Source organism: Saccharothrix sp. NPDC042600, assembly GCF_040647305.1.
GTDB classification, from domain to species: domain Bacteria; phylum Actinomycetota; class Actinomycetes; order Mycobacteriales; family Pseudonocardiaceae; genus Actinosynnema; species Actinosynnema mutabilis.
Genome location: NZ_JBEZBW010000067.1, coordinates 1 through 21174, shown reverse-complemented (window position 1 = coordinate 21174; position 21174 = coordinate 1). Strand labels below are relative to the sequence as shown.

4 protein-coding genes are annotated in these 21174 nt (G+C 74.3%); 3 read left to right on the top strand and 1 reads right to left on the bottom strand.

Annotated elements, in window-relative coordinates; translation table 11 throughout:
• Positions 1 to 3 precede the first annotated feature (3 nt).
• The 3 genes from AB0A74_RS30045 to AB0A74_RS30035 are packed head-to-tail and all read left to right on the top strand — an operon-like array spanning position 4 to position 19984.
• Positions 4 to 18585 (top strand): non-ribosomal peptide synthase/polyketide synthase, encoded by an 18582-nt coding sequence (locus AB0A74_RS30045; RefSeq protein ID WP_358254658.1) that lies wholly within the window; start codon positions 4 to 6, stop codon positions 18583 to 18585.
• Positions 18582 to 19793 (top strand): MFS transporter, encoded by a 1212-nt coding sequence (locus AB0A74_RS30040; protein WP_343932105.1) that lies wholly within the window; start codon positions 18582 to 18584, stop codon positions 19791 to 19793. The genes AB0A74_RS30045 and AB0A74_RS30040 overlap by 4 nt, the downstream gene beginning before the upstream one ends.
• The gene (locus tag AB0A74_RS30035) at positions 19790 to 19984 is read left to right on the top strand and encodes an MbtH family NRPS accessory protein (protein ID WP_343932106.1); all 195 of its coding nucleotides are present in this window, start codon (positions 19790 to 19792) and stop codon (positions 19982 to 19984) included. The genes AB0A74_RS30040 and AB0A74_RS30035 overlap by 4 nt, the downstream gene beginning before the upstream one ends.
• Before the next feature lie 25 nt (positions 19985 to 20009).
• On the opposite strand, the gene AB0A74_RS30030 is transcribed toward AB0A74_RS30035, so the two are convergent.
• Complete coding sequence (locus AB0A74_RS30030) at positions 20010 to 20972, bottom strand: Gfo/Idh/MocA family oxidoreductase (protein WP_358254688.1); 963 nt, start codon at positions 20970 to 20972, stop codon at positions 20010 to 20012.
• Positions 20973 to 21174 lie beyond the last annotated feature (202 nt).

Below are 21174 nucleotides of genomic sequence, written 5' to 3'. Positions count from 1 at the left end.
GCCATGACGACCTCCAGGGAAGACCGCATCTCCGCACTGCCCGCACACCTGCGGGAGCGCCTGCGCAAGCGGCTCGCGGGCCGCGCCGCCCCCGCCGACGTGATCCCGCGCGCCGGGCACGACGGGCCGTTCCCGCTGTCGGCGGGCCAGCGCCGGCTGTGGTTCCTGCACCAGGTGGCGCCGACCGACTACAACACCGCGCTGGCGCTGCGGCTGCGCGGCGAGCTGGACGTGGACCGGCTGACCGCGGCGCTGCGGGAGCTGGTGCGGCGGCACGAGTCGCTGCGCACCACGTTCCCCGAGGTGGACGGCGAGCCGGCGCAGGTCGTGCGCGACGTGCGCCTGGACGTCCCGGTGGTGGACGCCGACGACCTCGACGCCGCGTTGCGCGCCGAGGTGGAGCGGCCGTTCGACCTGGCGGACGGGCCGGTGTTCCGGGCGCTGCTGGTCCGGCACGCCGGTGACCACGTGCTGCTGCTGACCTCCCACCACATCGTCGTGGACGGCTGGTCGCTCGGCGTGCTGACCGAGGAGCTGGGCGCGCTGTACCGGGGCGAGGCGCTGCCGCCGACCGACCTGCGCTACGGCGACTACGCGGTGTGGCAACAGGACCGGCCGGCCGACCTGGACTACTGGCGCGACCGGCTGGCCGGCGTGACGCCGCTGGACCTGCCCACCGACCGGCCGCGCCCGGCGGAACGCTCGTCGGCCGGCGCGACGCACGAGTTCACCGTGCCGCCGCTGCTGGCCTCGCGGCTGGCGGAGCTGGCCCGCACGCACGAGACGACCCTGTTCACCGTGCTGCTCACCGCGTGCCAGGCGCTGCTGGCCCGCTACACCGGCCAGGACGACATCGCCGTGGGCACCGTGACCACCGGCCGCAACCGGCCCGAACTCCAGCGGCTGGTCGGGTTCTTCGTCGGCACGATCGTGCTGCGCTCCACCGTGGACACCGCCCGGTCGTTCGCCGACCTGCTCGCCGGGACCCGCATGGGCGTGCTGGACGCGTTCGCGCACGACGAAGCCCCGTTCGACAAGGTCGTGGAGGCCCTGGGCGTGCCGCGCGACCCGAGCCGCACGCCGCTGTTCGACGTCATGGTCGTGATGCAGAACGCCGGCACCGCGCTGCCCGCCCTGCCCGGCCTGGAGGTCACCGAGCACCCGCTCACCCGGCGGCACGCGAACTGGGACCTCAGCGTGGACTTCGCCGAGACCGGCGACGGCATCCAGGGCCTGGTCGAGTACAGCACCGACCTGTTCGACGCCGCGACGGTCGCGCGGCTGTGCCGCCACCTGCTGATCCTGCTCGCCCGCGTGGTCGCCGAGCCGGACCGGCCGCTGGCCGAGGTGCCGCTGCTGCTGGGCGACGAGCCCTCGCCGCACGGCCCGGCGGCGGAGGTCCCGGACACCACGTTCCCGGCGCTGTTCGAGGCGCAGGCCGCCCGGACGCCCGACGCGACCGCGTTGGTGTGCGGGGACGACGTGCTGACCTACGCCGAGGTCGAGGCGCGGGCGAACCGGCTGGCGCACCGGCTGGTGGCCGACGGCGTGCGGCCCGAGCAGGTGGTCGCGCTGTCGTTGCCGCGCGGGGTGGACGCCGTGGTGGCGGTGCTGGGCGTGCTCAAGGCCGGCGCGGTGTACCTGCCGGTGGACCCGTCGCTGCCGGAGCGGCGCAAGGCGCACCTGGTCACGGACTCGGGCGCGGTGCGGGTGCTGGACGGCCCGGTGGACACGACCGGCCTGCCCGACACGCCGCCGAAGGTCCGGATCAGACCGGACCAGGCCGCCTACGTCATCTACACCTCCGGGTCCACCGGCACGCCCAAGGGCGTCGTGGTCGAGCACCGGAACCTGGTGAACCTGCTGGTCAACCACCGCAACGACTTCGCGTCGCAGCCCCTGCGCGTCGCGCTCACGGCCGTGTTCTCGTTCGACACGTCGTGGGAGGGCCTGGTGCTCATGGCCGACGGCCACGAGCTGCACGTCCTGACCGACGAGGTCCGGCTGGAGCCGACCGCGCTGGTGGCCTACGTGCGCGAGCACCGGATCGACTTCCTCGACCTCACCCCGTCCTACGTGCAGCAACTGCTGCCCGCCGGGCTGCTCGACGGCCCGCACCGGCCGAAGGTGCTCATGCTGGGCGGCGAGGCGCTGGGCCCGGCGCTGTGGCGGGAGCTGGCGGCGTCGCCGACCCGCGCCTACAACTTCTACGGGCCCACCGAGACCACGGTGGACGCGGTGTCCACGCTGGTCGAGGGCGACCGCCCGGTGATCGGCCGTCCGCTGCGCAACATGACGGCGTACGTGCTCGACCCCAACCTCCAGCCGCAGCCGGAGGGCGTGCCCGGTGAGCTGTACCTCGCCGGGCCGCAGGTCGCGCGCGGGTACCTCGACCGGCCGGGCCTGACCGCGTCGCGGTTCCTCGCCGACCCCTTCGGCGAGCCCGGGTCGCGCATGTACCGCACCGGCGACCGGGTCCGGTGGGTCGGCGACCGGCTGGAGTACCTGGGCCGCACCGACGACCAGGTCAAGATCCGGGGCCACCGCATCGAGCCCGGCGAGGTCGAGGCCGCGCTGCTGTCCCACCCCGACGTCCGCGAGGCCGCGGTGGTGGCCCGCGCCGACGACGGCCACACCCGGCTGGTCGCCTACGTCGTCGCCGAGTCGCCGACCGACCTGCGCGACCACCTCAAGCGGCTGCTGCCGGACTACCAGATCCCGTCGGCGTTCGTGGAGCTGGACCGCATCCCGTTGACGCCCAACGGGAAGCTGGACAAGGCCGCGCTGCCGGCGCCCCGGGCCCGCGCGGCCGGCGAGGTCGTCGCCCCGCGCACGCCGGCGGAGGCCGAGCTGGCCCGGATCTGGGCCGAGGTGCTGGGCGCCGAGCGGGTCGGCGTGCACGACAACTTCTTCACCCTGGGCGGCGACTCGATCCTGTCCATCCGGCTGGTGTCGCTGGCCCGCCAGGCCGGGCTGCGGCTGACCTCGCGGGACGTGTTCCGCCACCAGACGATCGCCGAGCTGGCCCTGGTCGCGGGCGAGGGGGAGGCCGCCGCGCCGGCGCGGGTCTTCACCGGTCCCGCGCCGCTGACGCCGATCCAGCGGTGGTTCTTCGCCGGGCACGGGCCGTTGGCGCACTTCACCATGTCGCTGCTGGTGGAACTCGACCCGGCGGTGGACGGGACCGCGTTGCGCGCGGCCGTGCGCGCGGTGGTGGACCACCACGACGCCCTGCGGCTGCGGTTCCGGCGGGTCGGCGACGGCTGGGCGCAGGAGGTCGCGCCCGCCGGGGCCGAGGTGTTCACCGTCTGCCCGGACGTCGAGGCGGCGGACGTCGAGGCGGCGGCGGTCGAGGCCCGGCGGTCGCTGGACGTCGAGCGCGGGCCGCTGGTGCGGGCGGTGTTCTTCCCCGGTGACCGGCCGGCGCTGCTGCTGGTCGCGCACCACCTGGTGGTCGACGGCGTGTCGTGGCGGATCTTGTTGGAGGACCTGGAGAAGGCGTACCGGGGCGAGGCGCTCGACCCGGTCGGCACGTCGTTCACCGACTGGGCGCACCGCCTGGACGAGCACGTGCGGCAGGGCGGGTTGGCCGACGCGCTGGAGCACTGGCGGTCGCTGCCCGAGCCGGCGGCGCTGCCGGTGGACCGGTCCGGGCCCAACACGGTCGGGTCCACCCGGTCGGTGACCGTGCGGCTGGACCGCGCGACCACCGACGCCCTGCTGCGCGACGTGCCGCCGGTGTACCGGACGCAGGTCAACGACGTGCTGCTGAGCGCGCTCGGCCGGGCGCTCGCGGAGTGGACCGGGCGCGACGCGGTGAGCGTCGCCCTGGAGGGCCACGGCCGCGAGGAGCTGTTCGACGCGGACCTCTCGCGCACGGTCGGCTGGTTCACCACGCAGTTCCCGGTGGTGCTGGAGACCAGCGCCGACTGGGGCCGCACGCTCAAGACCGTCAAGGAGGCCCTGCGGGCGGTGCCGCACAAGGGGCTGAGCTACGAAGCCCTGGGCCTGACCGGGCTGCCGGACGTGTCGTTCAACTACCACGGCCGGTTCGACGTGACCGGCGGCGACCTGGTCCGGGCGCGCCGCGAGCCGGCCTCCGGCGACGTGGCCCCCGACCGCGACCGGCCGCACCTGCTCGACGTGACCGGGCTGGTCGAGAACGGCGAACTGGCCCTGCGCTGGGACTACTCGGCGAACGTCCACGACGGGGGCACCGTGCGGCGGCTCGCGGAGCGGGTCGTGGCGGCGTTGCGGGAGATCGTGGCGCACTGCGCCGAGCCCGGCGCGGGCGGCCGGACGCCGTCGGACTTCCCGTTGGCGCGGTTGACCCAGGAGCAGGTGGACCGCATCGCCGGGCCGGACGTGGAGGACGTCTACCGGCTGACGCCGTTGCAGGCCGGCATGGTGTTCCACAGCCTGGTCGAGCCCGGCGCGTACGTGGACCGGGTGCGGCTGGTCCTCGACGGCGTCACCGACCCCGACGCCCTGCGGCGGGCGTGGCAACGGGTCGTGGACCGCACACCGGTCCTGCGCACGTCGATCGTGTGGGACGGCCTGGCCGAGCCGGTGCAGGTGGTGCACCGGGACGTGGCGCTGCCCGCCGACGGCGAGATCTCGCTGGACACCGCGCCCCTGCTGCGGGTGGCGGTCACACCGCTGGGCGGCGACCGGGTCGAGGTCGTGTGGACCTCCCACCACGTCGTGCTGGACGGCTGGAGCACCGGGCAGGTGTTCACCGAGGTCCTGGAGCACTACCGGGCGATCACCACGGGCACGCCCGCGCGCGTGCCGACCCGCCGGCCGTTCCGGGACTACCTGGGCTGGCTGGCCGAGCAGGGCGACACCGAGCCGTACTGGCGACACGTGCTGTCCGATGTGGACGGTCCGACGCCGCTGCCGTTCGACCGGCCGCCGGCCGAGGCGCACCGGGCGGAGTCGACCGAGTCGGTGCTGGTCGCCGTGGACCTCGGCGACGCGCCGCAACGGCTCGGGCTGACGGTGAACACGGTCGTCCAGGGCGCGTGGGCGCTGCTGCTGTCCCGGGTCTCCGGCGAGCGGGACGTGGTGTTCGGCAGCACGGTGTCCGGGCGGCCGGCGGAACTGCCCGGCGTCGAGGACATGGTCGGCATGCTGATCAACACCGTCCCCACGCGGGTGGCGGTGGACACGTCGGCGCGGGTCGCGGCGTGGCTGCGCGACCTCCAGGCGGCCCAGGGCGAGGCCCGCCGCCACGACCACACCTCCCTGGCGGAGATCCAGTCGTGGCTGGGCACGCGGCTGTTCGACAGCGTGGTGGTGTTCGAGAACTACCCGTTCGACCAGTCCGGCGACGGCCCGCGCGTGGTCGAGGTGGACACGGTGGACAACACCACCCTGCCCCTCACCCTGACCGCGGCCGGGTCGCGGCGGCTGGACCTGGACCTGGCCTACGACCCCGACCTGTTCGACGCGGCCACCGCGCGCCGCCTCGCCGGCTGGCTGCGCGACCTGGTGCGCGACCTGGTCGACCGGCCGGACGCGCGGATCGCCGACCTGCCGTGGCTCACCCCCGAGGACGAGCACCGCGTGCTGGTCGAGTGGAACCGGACCGCCCTGCCCACCCCGGGCACGCTCTACCCCGACGTGGTCGCCGAGCAGGCCCGGCGCACGCCCGACGCCACCGCGCTGGTCTTCCGCGACCGGTCGCTGACCTTCGCCGAGCTGGACGCCCGCGCCAACGCCCTGGCGCACCACCTGCGGGCCGAGGGCGTCGGGGCGGAGGACGTGGTGGCCGTGCGGGTGCCGCGGTCGGCCGACGTCGTCGTGGCGCTGCTGGGCATCCTCAAGGCCGGCGCGGTCTACCTGCCGATCGACCCGACGCTGCCCGCCGACCGCGTCGAGCTGCTGCTGGACGACGCGCGGCCGAAGTTCGTGCTCGACGCCCTGCCCACGCTGTCGCCCGCGGACGAGGCGCCGGACGTGGTGCTCCGGCCGGAGCAGGCGGCCTACATCATCTACACCTCCGGCTCCACCGGCAAGCCCAAGGGCGTGGTGGTGGAGCACCGGCAGCTGGCCAACCTGTTCTACGCCAACCGGCACGAGCTGATGGGCGAGCGGACCCGGTTCGCGCTCACCGCCACCTTCTCCTTCGACACGTCCTGGGAGGGCCTGCTCTTCCTCGCCGCCGGCCACGAGCTGCACGTCATCGACGACGAGCTGCGCCTGGACCCGGACGGGCTGGTGACCTACGTCCGCGACCACCGCGTGGGCACGATGGACCTCACCCCGTCCTACGCGCACCGGCTGGTCGCCGCCGGGCTGCTGGAATCCGGCCTGGAGCAGCTCATGCTCGGCGGCGAGGCCGTGGACGCCGCGCTGTGGCGGCGGATCGCCCGCTCGGGCGTGCGCGGCTTCAACTACTACGGCCCCACCGAGACCGCGGTGGACGCGGCCTCGACCCGGGTCGCCGGCGACCACCCGGTCATCGGCCGCCCGCTGCACAACGCCCGGGCGTACGTGCTGGACGCCGACCTGCGGCCGGTGCCGCCCGGTGTGCCCGGCGAGCTGTACGTGGGCGGCGCGCAGGTCGGTCGCGGCTACCTCGGGCGCCCCGGCCTGACCGCCCAGCGGTTCCTGCCCGACCCGTTCGGCCCGCCCGGCGCGCGCATGTACCGCACCGGCGACCGGGTCCGCTGGCTCGACGGCGTCCTGGACTACCTGGGGCGCGCCGACGACCAGGTGAAGCTGCGCGGCTTCCGCGTCGAGCCCGGCGAGGTCGCGGCGGCGCTGCGCGAGGTGCCCGGCGTGCGCGACGCCGTCGTGGTCGTGCGGTCCGGCCGGCTCGTCGGGTACGTCACCGGCGAGCCCGAGACCGACGCCCGCGACCACCTCAAGGCGTCGCTGCCGGACTACATGGTGCCCTCGGCGGTGGTCGCGGTCGAGGCGTTCCCGTTGTCGCCCAGCGGGAAGCTCGACAAGAAGGCGCTGCCCGAGCCGGAGTTCGGCGGCGGGTTCCAGGAGCCCCGCACACCCGCCGAGCGCACGATCGCCGCGATCTGGGCGGACGTGCTCAAGCTCGACCGGGTCGGCGCGGACGACAACTTCTTCGCGCTCGGCGGCGACTCGATCCTCAGCATCGGCGTGACCTCGCGGTTGCGCGAGGCGTTCGGCGTGCAGCTGTCCCCCCGTGCCCTCTTCCAGCACCCCACGGTGTCCGGCCTCGCGACAGCGATCGCCGGTCTGAGTGCGGTGGACGCCATCCCGGTGATCCCGCGCGGTGGCGTCCACCCCCAGTCCCCCGCCCAGCGGCGGCTGTGGTTCCTGGACCGCTTCGAACCCGGCGGCACGGAGTACGTCACCCCCACCGCCCTGCGGCTGCGCGGACCGCTGGACCTCGCGGCCCTGCGCCGGGCGCTCAACGGCCTCGTCGCGCGGCACGAGTCGCTGCGCACGACGTTCGACGACGACGTGCAGGTCGTGCACGAGCCCTTCGAGCTGCCGGTGGAGGTCGAGCACGGCTCGTGGGAGGACGTGCTGCGACAGGAGGTCGGCACGCCGTTCGACCTGCGCGAGGGTCCGCTGGTGCGGGCGCGGCTGGTGCGCGTGGCCGACGACGACCACGTGCTGGTCCTGACCCTGCACCACATCGTCACCGACGGCTGGTCCACCGGTGTGCTGGCGCGCGACCTCGGCGCGCTCTACGCGGGCCAGGAGCTGCCGCCGCTGCCCGTGCAGTACGTGGACTACACGGCCTGGCGCGAAGACCCGCCGGTCGACTACTGGGCGGACCGGCTGGCCGGCGTGCCGGTGGTGGAGCTGCCCACCGACCGGCCCCGCCCGGCGGTGCGCACGGGCGCGGGCGCGGCGCACGAGTTCACCGTGCCGGCGGAGGTGTCGGCGGGGCTGCGGGAGCTCGCGCGGCGCCGCGGCGACACCCTGTTCACCACCCTGGTCGCGGCCTGCCAGGCGTTGCTGGCCCGCTACACCGGCCAGGACGACATCGCGGTGGGCACCGCCGTGTCCGGGCGCGGCCGGGCCGAGCTGGACGACGTGGTGGGCCTGTTCGTCAACACGCTCGTGTTGCGGTCCACAGTGGACGGCAGCCGGACGTTCGACGAGTTCCTGTCCGGCGTGCGCCGGACCGTGCTGGACGCCTTCGCCCACCAGGACGTGCCGTTCGAGCGGGTCGTGGAGGCGGTGCGCCCCGAGCGGGACCCGAGCCGCAACGCCCTGTTCGACGTGATGGTCCTGGTGCAGAACACGGCGAGCGAGGTGCCCGAGCTGCCCGGCCTGCGGGTCGAGGAGCTGGCGGTGCCCACGGTGTCGGCGCTGTGCGACCTGACGTTCGAGTTCGGCGAGTCCGGCGGCGACCTGCTGGCCGCGGTCGAGTACAGCACCGACCTGTTCGACGCGGCCACCGTCGAGCGGATGTGCCGGCACCTGGTGGCGCTGCTGGCCGCGGTCGCCGCCGACCCGGACCGCCCGCTGCGCGAGGTGTCCCTGCTGCTCGGGGACGAGCCCTCGCCGCACGGGCCCACGCTGGACGTGCCGGACACGACGTTCCCCGCGCTGTTCGAGGCGCAGGCCGCGCGCACGCCCGACGCGACCGCCCTGGTCTGCGGGGACGACCGGCTCACCTTCGCCGAGCTGGACGCGCGCGCGAACCGGTTGGCGCACCACCTGATCGGCCTGGGCGCGCGCCCCGAGCGGACCGTGGCGGTGCGGCTGCCCCGGTCGGCCGACGCCGTCGTCGCAGTCCTCGCCGTGCACAAGGCGGGCGCGGTGTACCTGCCGATCGACCCGGCCCTGCCCACCGAACGCCTCGACGTGCTGCTGGCCGACGCCGCGCCGACCGTCGTGCTCGACTCGTGGCCCGACCTCACGACGTGCCCGGACACCCGGCCGCGGGTGGACCTGCGACCGGACAACGCGGCTTACGTCATCTACACCTCCGGTTCGACCGGCACGCCCAAGGGTGTCGTGGTCGAGCACCGCAACCTGGTCAACCTCCTGCACAACCACCGCGACGACTTCGCCACCGAGCACCTCAGGGTCGCGCTGTCCGCGGTGTTCACGTTCGACACGTCGTGGGAAGGCCTGGTGCTGCTGGCCGACGGGCACGAGGTGCACGTCATCACCGACGACGTCCGCCTGGAACCGGCGGAGTTCGTGCGCTACGTCCGCGTGCACGGCATCGACCTGGTCGACGCCGGACCGCCGTTCGCGCGGCAGCTCCTCGACGCCGGCCTGCTCACCGGCACCCACGCCCCGAAGATCCTCACCCTCGGCGGCGAGGCCCTGGACACCGCGCTGTGGCGGGAACTGGCCCGCTCGGGCGTCCGCGCCCACAACTTCTACGGCCCCACCGAGACCACGGTGGACGCCGTGTCCACGCGGATCACCGGCGACCGGCCGCTCATCGGCCGACCGCTGCGCAACCTGACCGCCTACGTGCTGGACGCCGACCTGCGCCCCCAGCCCGAGGGCGTGCCCGGCGAGCTGTTCGTCGCCGGACCGCAGGTCGCCCGCGGCTACCTCGACCGCCCCGGCCTGACCGCCCAGCGGTTCCTGCCCGACCCGTTCGGCGGCGGGCGCATGTACCGCACCGGCGACCGGGTCCGCTGGGTCGGCGACCAGCTGGAGTACCTGGGCCGCACCGACGACCAGGTGAAGGTCCGGGGCTACCGCGTCGAACCCGGCGAGGTCGAGGCCGCGCTGCTGGCCCACCCGGACGTGCGGCAGGCCGTGGTGGTGCCGCGCGAGCACGGCGGTCACACCCGGCTCGTCGGCTACGTCGTCGGGGCCGCGACCGACCTCGCCGCCTGGCTCAAGGACCGGCTGCCCGAGCACATGGTGCCGTCGGTGTTCGTCACCCTGGACGGGGTCCCGCTGACCCCGAGCGGCAAGGTGGACCGCCGGGCACTGCCCGCGCCGACGTTCTCCGACGCCGGGCACGTGCCGCCGCGCACGCCGGTGGAGGCGGAGCTGGCCCGGATCTGGGCCGAGGTGCTGGGCGTCGAGCGGGTCGGCGCGCGGGACAACTTCTTCGGCCTGGGCGGCGACTCGATCCTGAGCATGCAGGTGGTGTCGCGGGCGCGGCAGGCCGGGCTGCGGCTGACCTCCAAGGACGTGTTCCTGCGGCAGACGGTCGCGGACCTGGCGCTCGCGGTCACCGCGGCCGAGGACGCCGCCGACGCGCCGGCGTTCACCGGTCCGGCGCCGCTGACGCCGATCCAGCGCTGGTTCTTCGCCGAGCACGGGCCGTTGGCGCACTTCACGATGTCGGTGCTGGTGGAGTGGGGCGACGTGGTCGTGCCCCGCCTGCGGCAGGCGCTGGAGGCCGTGGTGGCGCACCACGAAGCCCTGCGCACGCGGTTCGTGGAGGTGGACGGCGAGTGGCGGCAGGAGGTCGGCGAGGCCGGCGACGTCCTGCACCTCGCCGCCACCCTCGACCACGCGGCCGAGGCCACCCGGGCCCGGCAGAGCCTCGACCTGCGGCGCGGTCCGCTGTTCCGGGCCGTGCTGTTCCGGGACGGCAGGCTGTTCCTCACCGCGCACCACCTGGTCGTGGACGCGGTGTCCTGGCGGGTGGTCCTGGAAGACCTGCGGACCGCTTACGACGGCGGCGACCTGGGCCCCAAGAGCCTGCCGTTCACCGACTGGGCGCACCGCCTCGACGCCCACGTCCGCGCGGGCGCGATGGACGACGCCCTGCCGTACTGGCGGGCGGTCCCGTCCGAGGAGCCCCTGCCCACCACCGCCGGCAGCGCGCGGACCGTGCGCGTGCGGCTGGGCCGGGAGGAGACCGACGCCCTGCTGCAGCGCGTGCCCGAGGCGTACCGGACGCAGGTCAACGACGTGCTGCTGACGGCGTTGGCGGCGGCCTTCGCGGGCCGGGTGCTGGTGACGCTGGAGGGCCACGGCCGCGAGGAGCTGTTCCCCGGGGCCGACGTCTCCCGCACGGTCGGCTGGTTCACCGCCCAGTTCCCGGTGGCGCTGGACCTGCCCGCCGACTGGGGCGACGCGCTCAAGACCGTCAAGGAACAGCTGCGCGCCGTGCCGCACAAGGGGTTGAGCTACGACGCGTTGCGGCAGACCGGCCGGTTGTCCGGGCCGCTGCCCCGCGTGTGCTTCAACTACCTGGGCCGGTTCGACGAGGACGTGGTCGAGACCGACCTCGGCCGCGAGGTGCCCGACGACCTGGTCCGGCCCAACGCGCTGGACATCACGGCCGCGGTGACCGGCGGCGAGCTGGTGCTGGACTGGGAGTACTCGACCGAGGCCGACACCGAGCAGGCCGTGCGCGCGCTCGCCGACCGGATGGTGGACGCGCTGCGCGGGATCGTGGCGCACTGCGCCGGGTCCTGGGGTCGCACGCCTTCGGACTTCCCGCTGGCCCGGCTCACCCGGGAGCAGGTGGACCGGGTCGTGACGCCGGACGTCGAGGACGTCTACCCGCTCACCCCGTTGCAGACCGGCATGTTGTTCCACAGCCTGGTGGACGACGGGTCGGCCTACTTCAACCAGCTGCGCGTCCGGCTGTCCGGGGTGGACTCGCCGCAGCGGCTGGCGCGGGCGTGGCAACGGGTCGTGGACCGCACCCCCGTGCTGCGCACGAGCGTGGTGTGGGAGGGCGTGGACGAGCCGGTGCAGGTGGTGCGCCGCGACGTCGTCGTGCCGGTCGAGTTCGCGCCGGTGACCGACGACCTGGTGGCCCGCGACGCCGAAGCGGGCCTGGACCTCACCCGCGCGCCGTTGATGCGCCTGACGATCGGGCGCGTCTCGGACACCGAGGTGGACGTGCTGTGGACGTCGCACCACCTGCTGCTGGACGGCTGGAGCACGTCCCAGGTGTTCGGCGAGGTGCTGGCCGAGTACGCCGGGGACGCGCCGGTCGCGCGGCGGCCGTTCCGGGACTACCTGGCGTGGCTGGGCGAGCAGGACCACGCGGCGGCCGAGCGGCACTGGCGGGGCGTGGTGGCGGGCTTCACCGCGCCCACCCCCCTGCCCTACGACCGCCCGCCCGCCGACGCGCACCGCGCCGAGTCCTCCGCCCAGGTGGTGCTGGACCTGCCGGTCGACCGGCTCGACGGGGTGGCCCGCGCCCACGGCCTGACGGTGAACACCCTGGTCCAGGGCGCGTGGGCGCTGCTGCTGGCCCGCACCTCCGGCGAGCGGGACGTGGTGTTCGGCACCACCGTGTCCGGGCGGCCCGCGGAGCTGCCCGGGGTCGAGGACATCGTCGGCATGTTCATCAACACCGTGCCGACGCGGGTGTCGGTGGACCCGCTGGACGACGCCGTGACCTGGCTGCGACGGCTCCAGGACGCCCAGATCGAGTCGCGCCGCCACGACTTCGTGGCGTTGGCGCAGGTCCAGGCGTGGGCGGGCGGGCGGCTGTTCGACAGCCTGCTGGCGTTCGAGAACTACCCCGTGCGGGCCCCGTCCGGTGACGCGCCGGCGGTCGGCGAGGTCGACGGGCTGGACACGACGACGTTCCCGCTGACCGTGCGGGCGCACGCGGACTCGGCGCTGCACGTCGAGCTGACCTACGACCCGCGCCTGTTCGACGCGGCCACCGTGGAGACCCTGGGCGCCCGGCTCACCCGCCTGCTCGACGCGCTGGGCGCCGACCCGACGCGCCGGATCGGCGAGCTGCCGTGGCTGTCCGAACAGGAGCGCCGGCAGGTCCTCGGGTCGTGGAACGGCGACGCGACCAGCACGGTCACCACGACCATCCCGGAGGTGTTCGCCGCCCAGGCCGCGCGCACGCCCGACGCGGTGGCGGTGACGTTCGACGGCTCGGCCCTGACCTACCGGGAGCTGGACGAGCGGGCGAACCGGTTGGCGCACCACCTCGTCGCCGAGGGCGCGGGGCCGGAGCAGTTCGTGGCGCTGCTGCTGCCGCGGTCGGCGGAGCTGGTGGTCGCGGTGCTGGCCGTGCTCAAGGCGGGCGCGGCCTACGTGCCGATCGACCCGGCGTACCCGGCGGAGCGCATCGCGGGCATGGTCGAGGACGCCCGCCCGGTGACCGTCCTCGACCGCCTGCCCGACCTGTCGGGCTACCCGTCCACCCCGCCGAGGACGTCGCTGCGCCCGGAGAACCCGGCGTACGTGATCTACACGTCCGGCTCGACGGGCAAGCCCAAGGGCGTGGTCATCCCGCACGCCAACGTGATCCGCCTGTTCACGGCGACGGACCACTGGTTCAAGTTCGACCACACCGACGTCTGGACCCTGTTCCACAGCTACGCCTTCGACTTCTCCGTCTGGGAGCTCTGGGGGCCGCTGCTGCACGGCGGGCGGCTCGTGGTGGTGCCCTACGAGGTCTCCCGGTCGCCGCGCGACTTCGCGCGGTTGCTGGACGACGAGGGCGTGACCGTGCTCAACCAGACGCCGTCGGCGTTCTACCAGCTCATCCCCGAACAGCCGGACGCCCGGTACGTGATCTTCGGCGGTGAGGCGCTGGACCTGCGCAAGGTGGCGGACTGGCGGGGCGCCGGCACGTTGATCAACATGTACGGCATCACCGAGACCACCGTCCACGTGACCTACACCGAGGCGGACGGCACGGTCGGCGTCCCCATCCCCGACCTGCGGGTCTACGTGCTGGACGACGACCTCCAGCCGGTGCCGCCGGGCGTGGTCGGCGAGATGTACGTGGCCGGGCCGGGCCTGGCCCGCGGCTACCTCGACCGGCCGGGCCTGACCGCGTCCCGGTTCGTGGCCAACCCGTTCGGCGAGCCCGGGTCGCGCATGTACCGCTCCGGCGACCTGGCCCGCTGGGTGGACGGGAAGCTGGACTACCTGGGCCGCGCGGACCAGCAGGTGAAGGTGCGCGGGTTCCGGATCGAGCCCGGCGAGGTCGAGGCCGTGCTGGCGGCCCACCCGGCCGTGCGGCAGGTCGCCGTGGTGGCGCGGGAGGACCGGCTGGTCGCCTACGTCGTGGCCGACGAGCCGGTGCCTGCCGCCGCGCTGCGCGAGCACGCGGCGCGCACCCTGCCCGACCACATGGTGCCGGCGGCGTACGTGCCGCTGGAGCGGTTGCCGCTGAACAACAACGGCAAGCTGGACCGGGCCGCGCTGCCCGCGCCGGACCGGGACGCGACGGTCGCCGACGGGTACGTCGAGCCGCGCACCGACACCGAACGGCTGGTGGCGCGGACCTGGGCGGACGTGCTGGGCCTGGCGCGGGTCGGCGCGGAGGACGACTTCTTCGCGCTGGGCGGCGACTCGATCAGCAGCATCCGGGTCGCGGCCCGGCTGCGGGAACGGTTCGACGTCTCACCGCGCGCCCTGTTCGACCACCCGACGGTGGCCGGGCTGGCGGCGGCCCTGAGCGGTGAGGCCCAGACCCCGATCCCCCGCGCGAACCCCGCCGTCCCGCCGGCCGGCGCGGAAACCGCCCTGTCCGGCGGAGACCCCGCGCTGTCCGGCGGCGGGTTCCCGCTGTCGTTCGCGCAGCAGCGGCTGTGGTTCCTCGACCAGTTCTCCCCCGGCGGCACCGAGTACGTGACCCCGCTCGCGGTGCGGCTGCGCGGTGAGCTGGACGTCGAACGGCTGCGGCGCGCGCTGACCGCCCTGGTCGCCCGGCACGAGTCGCTGCGCACGACGTTCCCCGCGGTGGACGGCCTGCCGGTGCAGGTGGTGCACCCGCCGCACGACCTCACCCTGCCCTTGCTCGACGAGCTGCCCGAGATCGAGCCGTTCGACCTGGCCACCGGTCCGCTGTTCCGGCCGGCGCTGGTCCGGGTCGCGCCGGACGAGCACGTGCTGGCGCTGACCATGCACCACATCGTCACCGACGGCTGGTCCGGCGGCGTGCTGGTGTCCGACCTGGCCGCGCTCTACGAGGGCCACGACCTGCCGGAGCCGCCGGTGCGGTACGTGGACTTCGCGGCCTGGCAGCGCGAGCAACCGCTGGACGCCCAGCTCGACCACTGGCGGGAGGAGCTGCGCGGCGTGCCCGCGCTGGAGCTGCCCACCGACCGGCCGCGCCCGCCCGTGCAGACCACGGCCGGCGCGCAGGTGGAATTCGCGGTGCCCCGCGACGTCGCCGACCGGGTCCGCGACATCGCCCGCCGGCACGACTGCACGCTGTTCATGGCGCTGGTCGCGGCCTGCCAGGCGTTGTTCGCCCGCTGGTCGGGCCAGGAGGACTTCGCGCTGGGCACGGTCGCCGCCGGGCGGGAGCGGCCGGAGCTGGAGCGGGTGGCCGGGTTCTTCGTCAACACCCTGGCCCTGCGCGCCCGGGTCGAGCCGCGGGCCACCTTCCCCGAGCTGCTGGCCCGGGTGCGGGAGACCGTGCTGGCCGCGTTCGCCCACCAAGACGTGCCGTTCGAACGGGTCGTGGACGCCGTGCAGCCCGACCGCGACACCAGCCGCACGCCGATCTTCCAGGCGGTGGTGGCGTTGCAGAACGCGCCGCGCCCCACCGGGTTCGCGGGGCTGGAGGCCACCGACGTGGCGCAGCCGGTCACCTCGACCGGGTTCGACGTGACGGTGGAGTTCACCGAGGAGGACGACGGCGCGCTGAGCGGGTCCGTCGAGTACAACACCGACCTGTTCGACGCCTCGACCGTCGAGCGGCTCGCCGAACACCTGGTGACGCTGCTCGACGCCCTCACCGACGACCGTCCACTGTGGAGCCTGCCGATGCCGCGCGCGGAACTGCGCGAGCTGGCCCGGTTCGGCGACGGCGGTCCCGCGCACCCGTTCGTGTCGTTCGCGGGCCTCGTCGAGGCCCAGGTGGCCCGCACGCCCGACGCCCTCGCGCTGACCGGCGCGGCGGAGCTGACCTACGCGCAGCTCAACGCGGCGGCCAACCGGTTGGCGCACCACCTGATCGCGGCCGGCGCCGGGCCCGAGCGGGTGGTGGCGGTGCGGCTGCCGCGGTCGGCGGAGCTGGTCGTGGCGGAACTGGCGGTGCTCAAGGCGGGCGCGGCGTTCCTGCCGGTGGACCCGGCCTACCCCGCCGAGCGGATCGGGTTCATGCTGGCCGACGCCCGGCCGCTGCTGGTGCTGGACGGGCCGGTCGACGTGTCCGACCAGCCCGACCACGACCCCGGCGTGGCCGTGCGGCCGGAGCACCCCGCGTACGTGATCTACACGTCCGGCTCGACCGGCCGGCCCAAGGGTGTCGTGGTGACCCACGCGGGCATCTCGACGTTCTCGGCCGCCGAGGTCGCGCACCTGGACGTGCGGCCGGGCGACCGGGTCCTGGAGTTCTCCTCGCCCAGCTTCGACGCGTCCGTGCTGGAGCTGTGCATGGCGCTGCCCGCCGGGGCCGCGCTGGTGGTGCCGCCGCCCGGTCCGCTGCTGGGCGACCAGCTCGCGGACGTCGTCGACGAGTTCGGCGTGACCCACGCGCTCATCCCGCCGGTCGCGCTGGCCACCGTGCCGGACCGGCCGCTGCCGACCTTCCGGACGCTGGTGGTCGGCGGTGACGCGTGCTCGGCGGACCTGGTCGCGCGGTGGGCGCCGGGCCGGCGGATGGTCAACGCCTACGGGCCCACCGAGTCCACCGTGGTCACCAGTTGGAGCCGGCCGCTGGCGCCGGGCGGCGTGCCGCCGATCGGCCGGCCGCTGCCGGGCACCCGCGTGCACGTCCTGGACGCCGAGGGACGACCGGTGCCGATCGGGGTCCCGGGCGAGCTGTTCGTGGCCGGCGTCGGCCTGGCGCGCGGCTACCTCGACCGGCCCGGGTTGACCGCGGCGCGGTTCGTGGCCGACCCGTTCGGGCCGCCCGGGTCGCGGATGTACCGGACCGGGGACGTGGTCCGCTGGAACCGCCGGGGCGAGCTGGAGTTCGTGGGCCGCGCCGACGAGCAGGTCAAGATCCGCGGCTTCCGGGTGGAGCTGGGCGAGGTCGAGACGGCGGTGCTGCGGCACCCGGACGTGCGCGAGGCCGTGGTGGTCGCGCGGGCCGACGGGGCCGGGCACAAGCGCCTGGTCGCCTACGTCGTCGGCGCGGTCGGGGACCTGCGGGAGTTCCTGGGCGAGTCGCTGCCGGAGTACCTGGTGCCGTCGCTGTTCGTGCCGGTCGAGGCGCTGCCGATGAGCCCCAACGGGAAGGTGGACCGGGCGCGGCTGCCCGAGCCGGACTTCTCGGCCCTGGCCACGGCGGAGTACGTGGCGCCGGCCGGACCGGTCGAGGAGGCGCTGGCGGCGGTGTGGGCCGACGTGCTGGGCGTGCCGCGGGTCGGCACGGCGGACAACTTCTTCGCGCTGGGCGGCGACTCCATCCTGAGCATGCAGGTGGTGGCGCGGGCCCGGCAGGCGGGGCTGCGGTTCACCACGCGGGACCTGTTCGCCCACCAGACCATCGCCGCGCTCGCGCCCGTGGTGACCGGCGAGGCGGCGGCCGGGGAGCAGGCGGCGGTGGTCGGCGACGTGCCGCTGACGCCCGTGCAGCACTGGTTCCTGCACTCGGGTCGGCGCAACCCGCACCACTTCAACCAGTCCCACCTGGTGCGGCTGGACCCGGAGGTGGACGTCGAGCGGCTGCGGACCGCGTTGCGGCGGCTGCTGGCCCACCACGACGCGCTGCGGATGCGGTTCAGCCACGCGGACGGGTCGTGGCGGCAGGAGAACGCGCCCGTGTCGGACGTGGACGTGCTCCTGGTCGTGACCGACGTGGCCGACCGGGAGGCGTTCGCGGACGAGGTGCACGCGAGCTTCGACCTGGCGACCGGGCCGCTGCTCAAGGCGGTGCTGTTCGCCGGGGACGAGCCGGAGCTGCTGCTGGTGGCGCACCACCTGGTGGTGGACGGGGTGTCGTGGCGCATCCTGCTCGACGACCTGGAGACCGCCTACGCCGGCGGGGACCTGGGCGCGAAGACGACCTCGTTCCAGGAGTGGGCGCGGCGGCTGTGGGCGCACGTGACCGAGGGCGGGTTCGACGCCGAGGTGGACCACTGGAGCGTTCCCGTCCCGGCGGCCGACGAGGCGCGCGGGCCGGTGGACGTGGTGACCGTCGAGCTGTCGCCGGAGGACACGGACGCGTTGCTGCGCGGCGCGCCCGCCGCCTACCGGACACGGGTCAACGACGTGCTGCTGGCCGCGTTGGCGTGGGCGTTGGCGCGGTGGACCGGCGAGTCGCGGGTCGCGGTGGACCTGGAAGGGCACGGCCGCGAGGACCTGTTCGACGGCGTGGACCTGTCCCGCACGGTCGGGTGGTTCACGTCCGTCTACCCGGTGATGTTGGACGTTCCGGAGGGTGACTGGCGCACGCGGGTCAAGTCGGTGCGGCGGCAGTTGCGCGCGGTGCCGGGCGGCGGCGTCGGCTGCGGCGCGCTGCGCCAGCACGGCCGGGTGCCGGCGGGCGGCACGCCGGCGGTGGCGTTCAACTACCTCGGGCAGTTCGACGCCGGGTCGGCGGAGTCGAGCGGCCTGTACCGGGCGGTGCTGCCGTCGATCGGCCGCGACCACGACCCGGCCGACCCGGCGCACCACCTGGTCGACGTGGTCGGCGAGGCGGGCGACGGGCGGATGGTGTTCTCCTGGTACTTCCACCCGCAGGTGCACCCGGCCGACGAGGTCCGCGCGGTCGCGGCGGACTTCGCGCAGGCGCTGCGGGCCATCGCGGAGGACTGCCGGCGATGACGACCTCGTTGGCGCGCAACCGGAACTACACCCTGCTGTGGAGCGGGCAGGCGGTGGCCGAGGTCGGCTTCTCGGCGTCGCTGATCGCCTTCCCGCTGCTGGTGCTGGCGGTCACCGGGTCGCCCGCCGCGTCCGGGCTGGTGCTGGCCGTGGACGCGGCGGCGCAACTGCTGGCCGGCCTGCCCGCGGGCGTCCTGGTGGACCGGTGGGACCGGCGGCGGATCATGCTGGCGTGCGAGGCGGCCCAGGCCGTGGCGCTGGGAACGCTGGTGGTGGCGCTGCTCCACGGGGTCGCGTCCGTGCTCCACATGGCGGTGGTCGCGGCCGTGATGGGCGTGTGCCGGGCGCTGTTCGAACCGGCCGAGGACGCGTGCCTGCCGAAGCTGGTGCCCGACGAGCAGTTGGCGACGGCGGTGGCGATGAACTCCGCCCGGACGTCCCTGGGGCAGATGGCGGGGACGGCGTTGGGCGGCGTGCTGTTCGCGGTGACCCGGTGGCTGCCGTTCCTGGTGGACCTGCTGACCCACTGCGTGGCGTTCGTGACGCTGCTGTTCCTGCGCGTGCCGCCGCGCACCCCGACGGTCGGGAAGGCGGACTTCCTCGGCGAGATCCGGTCGGGCCTGCGGTGGGTGTGGCAGCGGCGCGAGATCCGCGTGACGGCGGTGTGCGCGGTGGTGCTCAACCTGTTCTTCAGCGCGTTCTACCTGGTGGTGATCGTGCTGGCGCAACACCGGGGCGTGTCCCCGGCGGTCATCGGCGTGATGGCGGCGATGCTCGGGGTGGGCGGTGTCGTCGGCTCGCTGCTGGCGCCGCGCCTGCACCGGGTGCTGGGGCCGTACGTGTCGATCGCCGGGGTGTTCTGGGCGGTGACGCTGTTGACGCCGGTTTCCCTGCTGGTTGCCGACGGGTACGCGCTCGGTGGGGTGTTCGCCTTGATGATGGTGCTGGCGCCGACGGCGAACACGACGATCTCGACCCACCAGCTCCTGCTGACGCCCGACGAACTGCGCGGGCGGCTCAGCGGGGTGCTGGCGGTGGCCGTCGGGTTGGCGGGCGTGCTCGGCCCCGTGCTCGGCGGTGTGTTGACGGAATTCCTGGCGCCCACCGACGCGGTCGTCGTGTGTGCCGTCGGGATCGCTTTGGTGACCGCGTTCGTGACGGTGAGTCCCACGTTGCGGCGCTACGCTGATCAGGAGGTTGTCTCGTGAGGTCTGACATCGCTTACCAGGTGCTGGTCAACGACGAGGGCCAGTACTCGCTGTGGCCCGCGCACCAGCCGGTGCCCGCCGGCTGGGTGGCCGACGGCAAGACCGGCACCCTGGACGAGTGCTCCGCCCACGTGGACGAGGTGTGGACCGACATGCGCCCGCGTTCCCTGCGGGAGGCCATGAACTCCTGAGGCGCGCCCCCGGACCCGGCGCGGACTACAACGACACGTCCGCGCCGGTCCGAGCCGCTTCCACCAGCGCCTCCCCCACCCGCGCCGTGCGCTGGGAGTCGTCCAACGACACGAGCGGAGCCCGACCGGTCCGCACCGCCTCGGCGAACGCGGCGGCCTGGTGCTCGTAGGCGTCCGCGCCGGGCAGGACCTCCTCACGCCAGCCCTCGTCGGTCACCACGGTGATCACGCACTCCTCGTCGGGCCCGGTCCAGGCGTTGCGCACCCCGATCCACCCACGCGTGCCCTGGAGCTCGTAACGAGCACACGGCCCGTAGTCGAAGCCGTAGTCGATCTGCGCGACCCGCCCGTCCCCGAACTCCAACGTGGCCACACCACTGGTGTCCACCGGCGCGCCACCCGCGGAGTGGAACCGGGCCCGCACCCGCTCGGGCGCCCGCCCGAACGCCCACAACGGAACGTCGAACGCGTAACACCCGACATCCCAGGTGGCCCCGCCCCCCAACGAGGGGTCGTACCGGATGTTCCCGACGGGATCCATCACCCCGGCGAACGCGGCCCGAACCACCCGCAACTCACCGATCACCCGCGAGGCGAGCAACTCCACCACCCGCCGCTGCTGCGGGTGGAACCGGTACATGTAGGCCTCCATGACGGTCAACCCACCAGCCGCCGTCGCGACCTTCTCGACATCCGCGACGGACAACGCCAACGGCTTCTCGCACAGAACGTGCTTGCCCGCCTCCAGCGCGCGGAGAGTCCAGGGCACGTGCTCGGAATTGGGCAAGGCGATGTAGACGGCATCCACGCCGGGATCGGCCAACAACGCCTCGAACCCGTCATGCACCCGAGCACCGAACCCAGCCGCGAACCGCGCGGAAGCCTCCACCCGACCAGGCCGAGCGGCGACAGCGACAACGGCGTTCCCAGCAGCCCGGTGGATGGCAGGCGCAACCCGAGTACTGATGAACGCCGTAGACCCCAACACACCCCACCGCAACACAAGACCTCCCAGACCACCCGACAACGCGCCACCTTAACCGATCCAGTCAAGACACCCACCACAAAACGCACGATCGCCCTTCACGGGCTATCAGCCACAGGAAGGGCCTCGGTTCGTTCCCCGTACGGCCTGGGCGCAGCCCAACCACGCTTTGGGGTTCTTGGCAACCAGCTTTTCCGGTTGCCAA